The organism is Rothia sp. HMSC075F09 (genome assembly GCF_001810515.1).
Taxonomy (GTDB): Bacteria; Actinomycetota; Actinomycetes; order Actinomycetales; family Micrococcaceae; genus Rothia.
Map to the genome: position 1 here is coordinate 288,741 of NZ_KV801792.1, position 12,773 is coordinate 301,513.

Genomic DNA, 12,773 nt, shown 5'->3' on the forward strand with positions numbered 1-12,773 from the left:
CGGCCTCGACGAGCCGCACCGCGGGCACCGTAAAATAGGGTCTATGACTGCACAACTTCCCGAAAAGATCTCGGACATCTTCAACCCCGCCGACTGGCGCGTCGTTGAGGGCTTCGAGGACTTCACCGACATCACCTACCACCGCCAGGTTGAGCGCGACGAAAACGGTGAGATTCTGCGCGATCTGCCTACCGTGCGCATCGCCTTCGACCGCCCCGAGGTGCGCAACGCATTCCGCCCGCACACCGTGGACGAGCTCTACCGCGCCCTCGACCACGCCCGCATGACCTCTAACGTGGGCACCGTACTGCTCACCGGCAACGGCCCCTCCCCCAAGGACGGTGGCTGGGCATTCTGCTCCGGCGGCGACCAGCGCATCCGCGGTCGCGACGGCTACCACTACGCCAGCGGCGACACCGCAGAAAGCATCGACCCGGCACGCGCAGGCCGACTGCACATCCTGGAAGTGCAGCGCCTCATCCGTACCATGCCCAAGGTCGTTATCGCCCTGGTCTCCGGCTGGGCTGCAGGCGGCGGCCACTCCCTGCACGTAGTTGCTGACCTGACCATCGCCTCCGAAGAGTACGGCAAGTTCAAGCAGACCGACGCAACCGTCGGCTCCTTCGACGCAGGCTACGGTTCGGCGCTGCTCGCACGCCAGGTGGGTCAGAAGTTCGCCCGCGAAATCTTCTTCCTCGCCAAGGAATACGACGCACAGCGCATGTACGAAATGGGCGCAGTCAACGACGTCGTTCCCCACGCAGAGCTCGAGAACAAGGGCCTGGAATACGCGGCGCACATTGCTCGCCAGTCCCCGCAGGCAATCCGCATGCTCAAGTACGCCTTCAACCTGCCCGACGACGGCATGCTCGGCCAGCAGGTCTTCGCTGGTGAGGCAACCCGCATGGCATACATGACCGACGAGGCTGTGGAGGGCCGCGACGCGTTCTTGCAGAAGCGTGACCCGGACTGGTCCAACTACCCCTACTACTTCTAAGAGACAGCCCCTTCTACAGAAGTAGTTTCAGATGCATAGGCTCGGAGCCGGATTCAACCCTGAGAACCTCAGCTAAGAATCCGGCTCCGGCGCATTTGATGCCGCACCGGCATATGACACCGGCGCATGACAGCACGCAGCCGCTACAAACAGCCGCTAAGGATTTAGCCATGATGAACACCCCCGTACCCGGGCTCATGCCCTCCCCCGCCCCGCAGGAGGTTGCCCTGCATCCGCAGGCGGTACAGGTGCGTGCCGATCAGCCCGCCGACCCTCACGCCATGCTGGGCGCCTTTGAGCAACTACTGGGCGGGTACGCGGCGGATGCGGGTGCGGCTGCGGAGCCTATCGCGCTGGTGGTGGGCACCTCCGGATCCACCGGAACCCCCAAACGCACCGCACTGACCGCGCGAGCTCTTGCCGCCAGTGCGGCAGCCACCGAGCAGTTCTTCGGCTCAAACTCCGATGCTGCCTCGCAGTGGCTCCTGGCTCTTCCGGCGCACTATATTGCCGGCGCGCAGGTGCTCGCCCGCTCCGTACTCGCCGGTACCGCCCCGGTCATCGCCCGCTCCGTCATTGAGCCCGTGCACTTTAGCCCCGAGGTTTTTCTGCAGGCGGTTGAGCGAATGAGCTCGGCACGCAGGTTTATTTCCCTGGTACCGACCCAGCTACATAAGCTCCTTGAAAGCGCGGACGCCGATTCGCACCTGGGCGCTGATATTCACGAGGCGCTCAGCTCCTTCACCGGAATCCTGCTCGGAGGCGCCCCCGCCAGCGCCGACCTGCTCGCCGCCGCCGCCGCCCTGGGGCTGAACACGGTGACCACCTACGGTAGTGCCGAAACCGCCGGCGGATGCGTCTACTCCGGCTCTGTTCTGCCCGGCGTGCAGGTTAAACTCGTCCCCGAAGAAGGTATGCCCGCCGTGCCGGATATTGAGGGGAAGTCGGCGATTGAAGAGTCTGTGCAGGTGGGCCGTATTTGGATCAGCGGAGCGCACCTCGCCAGCGGCTACATTGGCGACGCTGCCCGCACCGCCGAGCACTTCTTCACCGCCGCCGACGGCACCCGCTGGTACCGCACCGACGACTACGGGCTGCTGAGCTCTGCAGCAGCTCCCAACAGCAACAAGAGTTGTAGCGAGCAACGCCTGCAAGCGCTCGGACGTAGCGACGACGTCCTCATTAGCGGAGGCGTAAAAATCTCCGCCCGCGCCGTAGCGACCGTCCTCGAAGAGCACCCCGCCGTACGCGAAGCCTGCGTAATCGGCCTACCCGATGCACGCTGGGGCACCGCCATTGCCGCCGCGGTCACGCTCGTACCTTCTGCCGGTGCCGCGGCTACATCTACCGAGAATCGCCCCGCCCTGAACGAAGAACTCTGCGCCCTACTGCGTGCCCACTGCGCCGAAAAGCTCGGTGCCCCCGCCGCACCCAAGCAGCTGAGCATCCTGCCGGATTTCCCGCTCACCAGCACCGGCAAGCCGGACCGCGCAGAAATATACAGTATCCTGGACAGAGACTATCGTCAGGGCTAAAGCAGGCTCATCCGCGGGTTTTCACCCCGTACACGCAGCACCCGTACATGCAGCCGCCCGCACGACCTGACCGTCATCATCGCAACCGTCACGCACAACCCCCACGCATCATACGCACTTAGACCCGGAAGGAACCCCCGTGGCAACTGCCGCCCAATGGATTGAAGGCGCTCGCCTGCGCACCCTGCCGCTCGCCGTCGCCCCCATTATTGCCGGCTCAGCTGCCGCCTACGAGATCAACGAATTCAAGCCGCTCTACGCGTTCTTGGCGTTCCTCGTCGCGTTCTTCCTGCAGGTGGGCGTGAACTACGCCAACGACTACTCCGACGGTATCAAGGGCACCGACGAAGACCGCGTGGGTCCGCTACGCCTCGTCGGTTCCGGCGTGGCAAGCCCCCGCTCCGTCAAGTACGCCGCCTTCGCCTGCTTCGGTCTAGCGATGCTTGCCGGTCTTGCCCTGGTGGCTCTGGCGAACCAGTGGTGGTTCCTGGCGATTGGCGCCTCCAGCGTCTTCGCGGCGTGGGGCTACACCGGCGGCAAGCACCCCTACGGCTACATGGGCCTGGGCGATGTGTTCGTCTTTGTCTACTTTGGTCTGGTCGCGACCCTGGGCACCCTCTACACGCAGGCGCACACCCTGACCCTGCTCGGCTGGGTCGGCGCTATCGGCATTGGCCTGATTTCCTGCGCGTTGCTCATGGCGAATAACGTGCGTGATATCCCCACCGACATTGAGGCGGGCAAGCTAACCATGGCGGTCCGCCTGGGCGAACGCTGGTCGCGCATCACCTACATTGTGGAGATGGCGCTGGCGCTGGGCCTGGGCGTGCTCCTGCTCGATGAGAACCCCTGGTTCCTGCTGATTTTCCTGCTGGTCGGCCCGACCATCCACTCCTGCGTGACCGTGTGGACGCGCGGCGGCCGCGAGCTGATTCCCGTGCTCAAGCAGGCGGGTATTGTGGCGCTCGTGTACTCCATGATTCTTGCCCTCGCCGTATGGCTCGGTTCGCTGGATATTATTAGCCACGAGGTTCAGGTGTTCACCGGATACTAAGCCGACGTACGAATCTGCGCCGGGTTACCGCGCCGTTAAGCCGCTAGCGGGCACCCGGTTCACAGTTCCGCAATAACGCGGCGGTATGTCATAGTAGTGCTTATGATTCGAGCCATGCTGATTATTGGCGGCGCCGCCCTCATCGTGGGGCTGACCCTCTACACCCTCTTGGACGCCGTCCGCACCCCCGCACACGAGGCGCGAACCCTGCCCAAGTGGCTGTGGGTTCTCGTCACCCTACTCTTCCCCGTGGTGGGCCCGCTCATGTGGCTTATCTTGGGCCGCCCCAAGGCACTGCCCGCAGCACAGCCCGCAGCAGGTGCTCCTCGCCCAGGCTTCGGTCAGCGACGCAGCACCCCGGCGCCCTCGGTCTCTTCCCCCGACGACGATGAAGAGTACCTGCGCTGGCTCAAAGCAAAAGCAGAACGCGAACGCCGCAGCCGCGAGGCAGAATCGAACGACAAACAGGATTCCGAGCGTAAGGACCCCGAGTTTAAGGATCCTGAGGACGGCACCCCGAATCGGGGTAACGGGCAGAACTAGTCAGGACAGCTAGGTTTGAAGCTCCTGCACCCCTCAAGGTTTACAGAAAGAGGCTGTGAGCACATCCGTAACGGATGGCTCACAGCCTCTTACTATGCTCAAAAACAGCTTCAGGAACTAGCTACCGGATGTTTTAGCTACCGGGCAGCTGAATCACGCCACCGTACAACGGCGCAGCAGGCTCCGAATACCCCACAAAATGCGGCATCTCATGCTCAAAATCAGTGGTGCTAAACGCCAGAGTCGTAATCGACGCCAGGTTGCACTCACGGGCACGCGGGTCATGCTGCAGCATGCGGCCCTCAACGCCCAGGCGAGTAATCCAAATCGGCAGCTGGTGCGACACAATAATCGCCTCCGCACCCTCGCCGCCGCGCTCGTAGGCGGTACGCGCCGCATCCTGAACAGCCGCCGCCATACGGCGAATCTGATCCAGGTACGACTCACCCCAGGAGGGGCGCGCCGGGTTGTACAGCTTCATCCAGTGACGCGGGTTCCTCAGCAGCTCCTGCGCGTTCACGTGCAGACCCTCAAAGTAGTTATCCGCCTCAATGACGCGCTCATCCGGCTGCGCGGTCAGACCCAGCAGCTCCTCAACCGGGGCGGCAGACTCACGGGTACGCTGCAACGGCGAGCAGACCAGATGCACGAAACGGGAGCCTCGCTCAGCACGAGCCGCGAACTCCTCAGCGCTCAGACGCACCATCTGCTGGCCCTTATCGGACAGACGGTAGCCGGGCAGACGGCCGTACACAATGCGCTCGGGGTTGTGCACCTCGCCGTGGCGCATGAGGTGAACTTTAATGGTGGAAGTTTCAGTCATAATCCCAGTCTCTCAGATAGCGCGCCGCGCCCCAAACAGGTGACCCGCACGTACCCTCTACAAATACAAAACACGGCATAAAACCCAGCCCGCAAAACTGCAGAAACGCAAAAACCCCGCCTCTCCATACGGAAGGCGGGGCAAAAGAAGTCTATTTACTTCTTGTTGCGGCGCTGGTGGCGGGTCTTACGAAGCAGCTTGCGGTGCTTCTTCTTGGACATACGCTTGCGGCGCTTCTTGATAACGGAACCCATAGGATTTCCTCACTTTACTCGTACCCGGCCGAGCCATTCGGCTCGGTAGCTACCCGGGGATATTTATACCGGTATAACCGATCCAAAACGCATTTTAGGCACAGAAATACCCTTGCGTTTTAGAGCGCTACCTACCTAGAGTACTAGGTTTACCCCCATTTTCACCATTCGAGAGCGGCTTTTCAGGAGTTTTCCCCTGAATTTCCGCTTTTCCCACGGGCATATCGAGGGTATCTCCGGGTCAAAATGGGGATTCGGCAGCCCTAACGGCGCTTCTTCTTCGACTTCTTCGAGCCCTTAGCGCGGCCATGAGACAATACCGAACCGGAAGAAGCTACAGCACCCTCAGAAGTGCTCTCCTCAGTCTGGAAGTCGGTCTCAACCGGCTCCTCAGCCGATTCCTGCGCGGGGTCCTCAGCGGGTTCTTCAACCGGCTCTTCTACAGAAGCCTTCTCAGCAGAGCTTTCCGCTGCGGATTCTTCCTCCGCTGCCGCGTGCAACGCCTTCAAACGCTCAGCGCGCTCAGCCTCGGCACGAGCCAGCGCCTCCTCATCAATGACGGGCTGGGGCTCAGGCTGGAGCTCATGCTGGGGCTCGGACTTCGTTTCAGCCTTCAGAGCCTGCTCCTTCACTGCCTGATCCTTCTCAGCGCTCTCCTGGGCTTCATCGTGCTCAGGCTCGTACACGTCCACGCCGAAGAAACGCTTCATCTTCGAGAAGATGCCGCGGCGCTCCTGCACCGGCTCCTCATGAGGAAGCTTCTCATAGGTGTCGTGGATGGTCGCAGCCGCCTCAAGGCGGGTAGGCTCAGCAGGCTGAACGGCGGGCGCCTCCTGGCGCGCAGGGGCAGGGGCACGCAGAACATTCTCAGCCGACTCAGTCTCCGCAGGAGCCGCAGCAGTCACAACAGCCGCAGGACGCACGGTACGGGCAGGCGCAGTCAGCACCTTGCTACGATCCACCGGCTTAATAATGGTCGCACGCACCGGAGAAATAATCTGACCGCTACGACGACGCGGAGCCGCCGTAGAAGCACGCAGAACCTTCGCGGGACCCTCAGCCTCTTCCTGCGCGTACGCGGCAGGGAGGCTCGGCAGCTGACCGCTGGGAGTCTGCGAGGCGGGCGCCTGGGAGGCGGGCGCCTGGACACCAGATACCGGAGCCGCAGAAGCGGCCGGGACGGTGCTACGGCGCGGGGTGCCGAAGCTCAGCGGCACATCCGGGCTCACCGAATGAGCGGCAGGCTGTGCGGTGGCTACGGAAGCCGCAGCAGGTGCGGGCTGAGACGCAGCGGGAATCGTACGTTCTGCCTTGTCAGAAGCAGAAATATCCGCACCAGTTGTAGTATCAGCAGAGGTATCAGTCGGCCCGAAGGAAATCTCAGACCCCGCCTCATCACCGTGGGCAACCTCGGGTTCAGACTGCGCAGACACCGCAGCAGAAACCGGAGCAGGAACCTGAGTCGGCTCATCCGGCGCCGCAACAGGAGCATCCGCGGCAGGAAGTGCCCCCACATCGGCGAAGGACGGGTCATCCTGCATCAAATCATCAAAGTCATCAGCGGCAAACTCATCCACATCAACCGGCGCAAATTCAGAAGCAATCGGCTCACCCGGCAGACCGTTCGCAGAGGTCGCCTCCTGCTCCAAATCAATACCGGCATCGGAATACATGCCGCGCAGCTGACCAATCACCATGGCACGCGCAGTCGCAGCGTCGCCGGCCTTCAGCGCCTCCGCAATAGCGCGGCTCTCAGCACGCAGACGCTCAACAGCGCTACTCCACAGCGGCATACGACCCACCAGAGACAGCATCGACTCAAAGCTCGGCTGACGCACCGACGCGAGCAGACCCACCAGCAACTCATTACCACCGCAACGCATCACCTGGTGGTGGAACGTCAGCAGAAGCTCCAGGAAATCACGAATCGACAGGTCGAAGTCTTCCATCTGCGCCAGGACCTCGTCCATCTCCGCGAAAGATGCCGTCTTCGGGTCAATACGCGCAATCGCCCAGCTCTCCAGCAGAATACGGGTCTGCACCAGGTCACGAGTCGGGTAACGCGAGCTGGACATGTGCAGGCGCAGAGCGGCACTCGCAGCAGCAGCAGGCTCATCGCTCAGGTGCACCAGAATCTCCTTGCCGCGACCGTTGTACAGTTGCACCAGGTCCATATCTTCCAGGGTGCGCAGAGCCTCGCGGGTACGGGAACGACTCACACCAATAGCGCGCGCAATTTCGCTATCGTTGGGCAGGTCCTGACCCAGCTGAATGTTGCCCTCGAACAATTCGTTCTCGAGCCAGCGCAGAATTTTACGATGAATAGCCACGTGAATGCGTCTTTCGGTCAATAAGGTGAGTGAGAGTGTGTGTGCTTTATACAGAGTTATGCCGGAGGTCGAACGGCGTCAGGGCGCGCTTTAGCGGCGGCGACCACGCAGGAAGCCGAAGAGACCACCGCGGTGGTTATCCTTCGCCTCGGCGCTGGTCGTCTCAGCGCTGGGGCGGTACACCGAATCGTAGGCGGGCATGGTCTGATACTCGGGCTCCTCAGAGGAAGCCTCAGACGCGCCTTCAGCCTTGTCAGACTCTTCTACAGCGGCCTTCTCGGTGGCAGATTCTTCAACTGCAGGCTTCTCAGCAACTACGGTTTCTTCAACCGGGGGCTTCTCCTCAGCCTTTTCTGCAAGCTGTTCGTTGACAGTCTTCTCAGCCACCGCGGGCTCCTCGGCAGCAGGAGCTTCGGGGGTCACTGCGATAGGCTGAATCGAACCACCCACAACCGCAGCGGGGTCGACACCATAAGACACCGCCGCCGCAGGCTGAGGGAATACCACCGGCTTCTGCGCTACAACAGGCTTAGCCTCAGCAGGTGCCGCAGGGGTAGTGGGCTGAGCGGGGGTTGCCGACGCCGCGGGGGTCACCCCAGCATCGTAACCGTAGGATGCGGGAGTGAAGGGGCGCATCGGGGTCCTATCCACTGCCTCTTCCTGCGAGGTGGGCTCAGCAGCGGTCTTCTCAACAGTCGATTCGGAGGCGGCACTTTCAGCAGCCTGCTCCGCCGGGCGCGAGTAAATACGTGCGCTCGGGGTCAGGTACTGGGCGCGGGCGCGCTGAATGCGTGCCTGCTCGATTTCCTCGGGGGTGGGCGCCTCAACGACGAAAGTCTCAGAGCCGGTCTCATCAGCCTTCTCCGCGGTTGCGGCGGGCGCAAGCTTCTGAGCGGGTTCTTCAACTTCGGGCTTCGGAGCGCTCTTTTCAGAGGTCTTCTCGGCCGGCTTCTCGGCTGCGTGCTCAGCCGTCGCCTTATCCGAGGCAGATGCAGTCACGCCACCGGGCAGTGCCACGGGCACGTGTGCTTCGCTGGACTGACGTGCAATCTGAACGGTCTCGTTAATCCACTCGGTCACGGTGGCGAATACATCCGGGTTCAGGGAGTAGAGGCGACGTTGCCCCTCCACGGTCACGGAGACCACGTCTGCATCGCGAAGTACTTTCAGGTGCTTCGAAATGGTCGGCTGGCTCATGCCCAGCTTTTCAACCACTGCACCCACAGTGTGGGTTTGCTCGGCGAGAATACGCACAATTCGGCGGCGAGTCGGATCCGCGATGACAGAAAAAACATCAGAATGCATATAGCGATTATGACATATAAAGTGGCGCCTCAAGCTTAGAATGAGGCTGATACAGAAATTACCTTCAAAAATTCTGAAAGACCCCTGAATACTAACCTAACGTGGAGCCTTGAAAGGGGGAAAAGCATGAAGTGCCTATCACATCTAATGTTGATTTCCTGTATCTCATCCTAGGCATATGCGACCCAGCAAACCCCTCAATACTTATATAACCAATACAGAATATATAGTTTTCGTGGCTCCACCCCACAAAACCAGCCGTACGCCTTCTCCGAACTCACATATTTACCCCCGAACCACCAGAGCCTCAACCCCCTCAGCGGGCACCCGGCGCGATACACTAGAAGGCGTTAAACACAGGCTCAAACCGCCGCCCAACATACCAACACCCAAACACCCGCTGAAGAACACCCAGACACCGCTGAAGGAGGCGCATGGGACGCATACTCCGCCGCACCCGGCGCCGACACCACCACCCCCAGGGCCAGCTCAACCGCCGCTGGGACACCCTCAGCGGTGCCACCTCCGAACCGCAAAAGCAGCAGGTTCGCCGAAGCCGCCGCGACCGCCTCGAAGCTGAAAAGCTCAGCATCCTCACCAGCGTGCCCGGCATCGATCTTGACCGTCTGCCTACCCTACGTGACCACGAAGACCCCAAGACTCAGCGCAAACGAACCCCACTAGAGTTCAACCAGAAGACTCTCGAACGCTTCCGCGACTTCATTGATTCCTCAGTTCTGGCGTCTCCCTCACGCACCGCAATCGGTGCCTTCTTTCTAGTCATCATCTTCTTCACCATCATGCTGTCCCTGCCGATTTCTTCGGCAGACGGGCAGCGCGTCGCGCTACACCACGCGGTCTTCACCTCAACCAGCGCGGTCACCGTGACCGGTCTGACCACCGTCTCCACAGCAGATCAGTGGTCAACCTTCGGTCAGGCAATGATTCTTCTCGCCTGCCAGGTGGGTGGCCTGGGCACGCTGACCATCACCTCCCTGCTGGCGCTGGCTATCGGCCGCAAAATGGGTCTGCGCACCAAACTCATCGCCCAGGAAGACCTGAATATTAGCCGACTCGGCGAGGTCGGCGGCATCGTCAAAGCGGTGGCGTACGCGTCTTTCTCCATCGAAGCATTCATTGCAATGCTCCTCACCCCGCGCTTCCTCGCGCTCGGCGAAGCACCACACGAGGCTCTGTGGCACGGCATTTTCTACTCGGTTTCGGCATTCAACAACGCCGGATTCACCCCGCACTCGGACGGCATCGTACCCTACGGCCACGATCTCTTCCTGCTCGTACCCATCTGCATCGCGGTGTTCCTCGGCTCGCTCGGCTTCCCCGTGTTCATTGCGATTCAGCGCAACCCTTTCCGCCCATCGCACTGGCAGCTCACCGCAAAACTGACCATAGTCACCACCCTCTTCTTCTTCGGTTTCGGTGCCTTCTTCTGGGGTGCTTTCGAGTGGAATAACCCCGCAACCATCGGTTCCTACTCTCCCGGCGATAAAATCCTCAACGCCATCTTTGCCTCCGTCATGATGCGTTCGGGCGGGTTCAACCTGGTTGACATGGACGCCATCACCCCCGTCTCCACGCTGCTGACGGATACGCTCATGTTCATTGGTGGCGGCTCCGGCTCGACCGCAGGCGGCGTGAAGGTCACCACCATCGCCGTGATTGCCCTATCGATTCTTGCCGAGGCGCGAGGTGACCAGAAGGTCGTAGCGTTCAATCGCACCATCCCCGAATCCTCTCTGCGCATTGCCATCTCTGTGATCGTTATGGGTGCTACCGTGGTAGGTGTTGGCACCGCATCGATTCTCATCATTAGCGGCGCAGATCTCAAAGAAGTCATCTTCGAGGTCATCTCTGCCTTCGCGACCTGCGGCCTCTCAAACGGCCTCTCCGCGAGCCTACCTCCGGCAGGCGTGTACGTGCTCAGTGTGCTCATGCTCATTGGTCGTGTGGGTACAACAACCGCCGCAACCGGCCTGGCGATGCGTTCACACCGCCGCCTCTACAAGTTCCCCGAAGAAAGGCCCACCATTGGCTAGTGCACATAACGCCCCCGTCCTCGTCATCGGCCTGGGACGCTTCGGTTCGGCTGTGGCTGCCCAGTTGCGCCTGCAGAATAAAGAGGTTCTCGCCATCGAGAAGGACCCCGAGCTGGTGCAGAAATGGTCCGGCGTGCTGACCCACGTGGTCTCCGCCGATGCGACCGATATCGACACCCTGCATCAGTTGGGTGCGGACGATTTCGGTTCCGCCGTGGTGGGCGTGGGCACCTCCGTGGAGGCGTCCGTGCTGATTACCGCGAACCTCGTAGACATTGGAGTGGAGCGTATCTGGGCGAAGGCCATCACCCCCGCGCACGGCAAGATTCTGGAGCGTATTGGCGCGCACCACGTGGTCTACCCGGAGGCGGACGCCGGCCGCCGCGCCGCGCACCTCGTCTCGGGTCGATTGCTGGACTACATTGAATTTGATGACGACTTCGCGATTGCGAAGATGCGCCCGCCGAAGGAAACCCACGGATTCACCCTCGCCGAGTCGGATATCCGCTCCAAGTACGGCGTGTCCGTGGTCGGTATTAAGTCCCCCGGTGAGGACTTCACCTACGCGGACGCGACCACCCGCATTCATTCGCGCGACATTCTGATTGTGTCCGGTCAGGTGGATTTGATCGAGCGTTTTGCGGCGCGACCCTAAGCGCGTTTTTCCTCGCTGCGGCGGTTATCTTCCCCAGCTCTGCTGGTTTTGAGGAGCCCGCGTTTGAGCAACCCGCGATGAGACATAGAAAAACAGCCTCTTCCCGTTCTGCCGGGAGGAGGCTGTTTTTCTGTAGTTTTACCCAGTCAGAGGAATGGTACCGGACGGTGTTAGTCCCCGCTAGTAATTCCCGCTGATTAGTCCTCGTCAGCGGTGTACAGCTGGCTCATTTCCGCCGAACGTGCCGCACAGGCGCGCATCGCATCCTCGGTCAGCTGGAAGAGGCCACCGTCCACGAAGGTGTTCAGCGCACGCTCGGTGGTGCCGTTCGGGCTGGTCACGGCGCGGCGCAGGGCGGGCGCATCCGGGTTGGTGTCGAGCAGGAAGCCCGCACCGGCAACGGTTGCGCTGGCAAGCTTGAGGGCGGTGTCTGCGTCCAGGCCGAGCTTCTCACCGGCGGCTGCCATCGCCTCCGCAAGCAGGAACGCGTATGCCGGGCCGGAACCGGAGACGGCGGTGACCGCGTCCATCTGATCTTCGCGGACCTCAACAACCAAGCCGACGGTGCCCAAGACCTCTTCGACGAGCTTCTTCTGCTCGTCCTTCACGGTGTCGGTGGTGGAGATGGCGAGCACGCCCTTGCCCACGGAAGAGGGGGTGTTCGGCATACAGCGAACAATGGGCTGACCTGCGGGAAGGCACTCGGCGAGGGTTTCGAGGGTCACGCCAGCAGCAACGGACACCACAACAGCATTCGGCGCGAGGGCAGGTGCGATATCGCGGGCAAGCTCAACGATGCCGTAGGGCTTCACGCCGAGCAGCACGACGTCTGCGTGGGCGGTTGCCCTATGGTTGCCGTCAGCTTCGCCGCCGGTGGTGATGATTTCTACCTTGTCGCCGAGGCGCTGGGCGAGGGCGGCGCGAGATTCTTCGCTACGCACGGTGGCGCGGATGTGGGCGGGGTCGTGGCCTGCAGCGAGCAGACCTGCGGCGATGGAGCCGTTCATGGAGCCGGTGCCGAGAAAAGCAATAGTTGCGGTCATCGTTGATCCTTCCTAATGGGATGCCTGCGCCGGGTGCCGGCAGGCGTGCCGCCGGTGTGTTCCGGGGGCTACTGTTCGGTGCGCGGCGGGCGCGTGGAGGCGTACCCTTCCAGCATAGCGGGTGCGGCTACGGGCATGTGACCTGGCTCGTGTTTCTTCCGCGTTTTCTGGGGCGGCGGC

At 61.7% G+C, this 12,773-nt stretch carries 11 protein-coding genes; 6 read left to right on the forward strand and 5 right to left on the reverse strand.

Going from position 1 to position 12,773, the window contains the following annotated elements:
* Positions 1 to 43: 43 nt before the first annotated feature.
* From HMPREF2749_RS06300 to HMPREF2749_RS06315, 4 genes are all read left to right on the forward strand, one after another.
* Positions 44 to 997, forward strand: coding sequence for a 1,4-dihydroxy-2-naphthoyl-CoA synthase (locus tag HMPREF2749_RS06300; protein WP_049341035.1), 954 nt, complete (start codon positions 44 to 46; stop codon positions 995 to 997).
* Between the two features lie 170 nt (positions 998 to 1,167).
* Complete coding sequence (locus tag HMPREF2749_RS06305) at positions 1,168 to 2,532, forward strand: AMP-binding protein (protein ID WP_070593773.1); 1,365 nt, start codon at positions 1,168 to 1,170, stop codon at positions 2,530 to 2,532.
* A 139-nt stretch (positions 2,533 to 2,671) separates the two neighbouring features.
* Positions 2,672 to 3,586 (forward strand): 1,4-dihydroxy-2-naphthoate polyprenyltransferase, encoded by a 915-nt coding sequence (locus HMPREF2749_RS06310; RefSeq protein WP_070542233.1) that lies wholly within the window; start codon positions 2,672 to 2,674, stop codon positions 3,584 to 3,586.
* Positions 3,587 to 3,688: 102 nt separating this feature from the next.
* Positions 3,689 to 4,129, forward strand: coding sequence for a PLD nuclease N-terminal domain-containing protein (locus HMPREF2749_RS06315; RefSeq protein ID WP_049356260.1), 441 nt, complete (start codon positions 3,689 to 3,691; stop codon positions 4,127 to 4,129).
* A gap of 133 nt (positions 4,130 to 4,262) precedes the next feature.
* On the opposite strand, the gene HMPREF2749_RS06320 is transcribed toward HMPREF2749_RS06315, so the two are convergent.
* The 4 genes from HMPREF2749_RS06320 to HMPREF2749_RS06330 form a co-directional block, all read right to left on the reverse strand.
* Complete coding sequence (locus HMPREF2749_RS06320; protein WP_049356258.1) at positions 4,263 to 4,952, reverse strand: histidine phosphatase family protein; 690 nt, start codon at positions 4,950 to 4,952, stop codon at positions 4,263 to 4,265.
* A gap of 155 nt (positions 4,953 to 5,107) precedes the next feature.
* Entirely contained in the window at positions 5,108 to 5,206 is a 99-nt protein-coding gene (locus HMPREF2749_RS09130; protein WP_005504750.1) for a 30S ribosomal protein bS22, read from the reverse strand.
* 263 nt (positions 5,207 to 5,469) lie between these two features.
* Positions 5,470 to 7,536 carry a FadR/GntR family transcriptional regulator gene (locus tag HMPREF2749_RS06325; RefSeq protein ID WP_049347115.1) on the reverse strand — a complete coding sequence of 689 codons (2,067 nt, stop codon included), beginning with the start codon at positions 7,534 to 7,536 and terminating at the stop codon, positions 5,470 to 5,472.
* A 90-nt stretch (positions 7,537 to 7,626) separates the two neighbouring features.
* Positions 7,627 to 8,841: a metalloregulator ArsR/SmtB family transcription factor gene (locus HMPREF2749_RS06330; protein ID WP_070593775.1), complete on the reverse strand. Its 1,215-nt coding sequence runs from the start codon at positions 8,839 to 8,841 to the stop codon at positions 7,627 to 7,629.
* 434 nt (positions 8,842 to 9,275) lie between these two features.
* Here HMPREF2749_RS06330 and HMPREF2749_RS06335 point away from each other — a divergent pair, with 434 nt between their 5' ends.
* Positions 9,276 to 10,895 carry a TrkH family potassium uptake protein gene (locus HMPREF2749_RS06335; protein WP_049351891.1) on the forward strand — a complete coding sequence of 540 codons (1,620 nt, stop codon included), beginning with the start codon at positions 9,276 to 9,278 and terminating at the stop codon, positions 10,893 to 10,895.
* Positions 10,888 to 11,550, forward strand: a complete 663-nt coding sequence (locus HMPREF2749_RS06340) for a potassium channel family protein (protein WP_005504725.1) — start codon at positions 10,888 to 10,890, stop codon at positions 11,548 to 11,550. The genes HMPREF2749_RS06335 and HMPREF2749_RS06340 overlap by 8 nt, the downstream gene beginning before the upstream one ends.
* A 197-nt stretch (positions 11,551 to 11,747) precedes the next feature.
* On the opposite strand, the gene proC is transcribed toward HMPREF2749_RS06340, so the two are convergent.
* Positions 11,748 to 12,593, reverse strand: coding sequence for a pyrroline-5-carboxylate reductase (proC, locus tag HMPREF2749_RS06345; protein WP_070593778.1), 846 nt, complete (start codon positions 12,591 to 12,593; stop codon positions 11,748 to 11,750).
* Positions 12,594 to 12,773 lie beyond the last annotated feature (180 nt).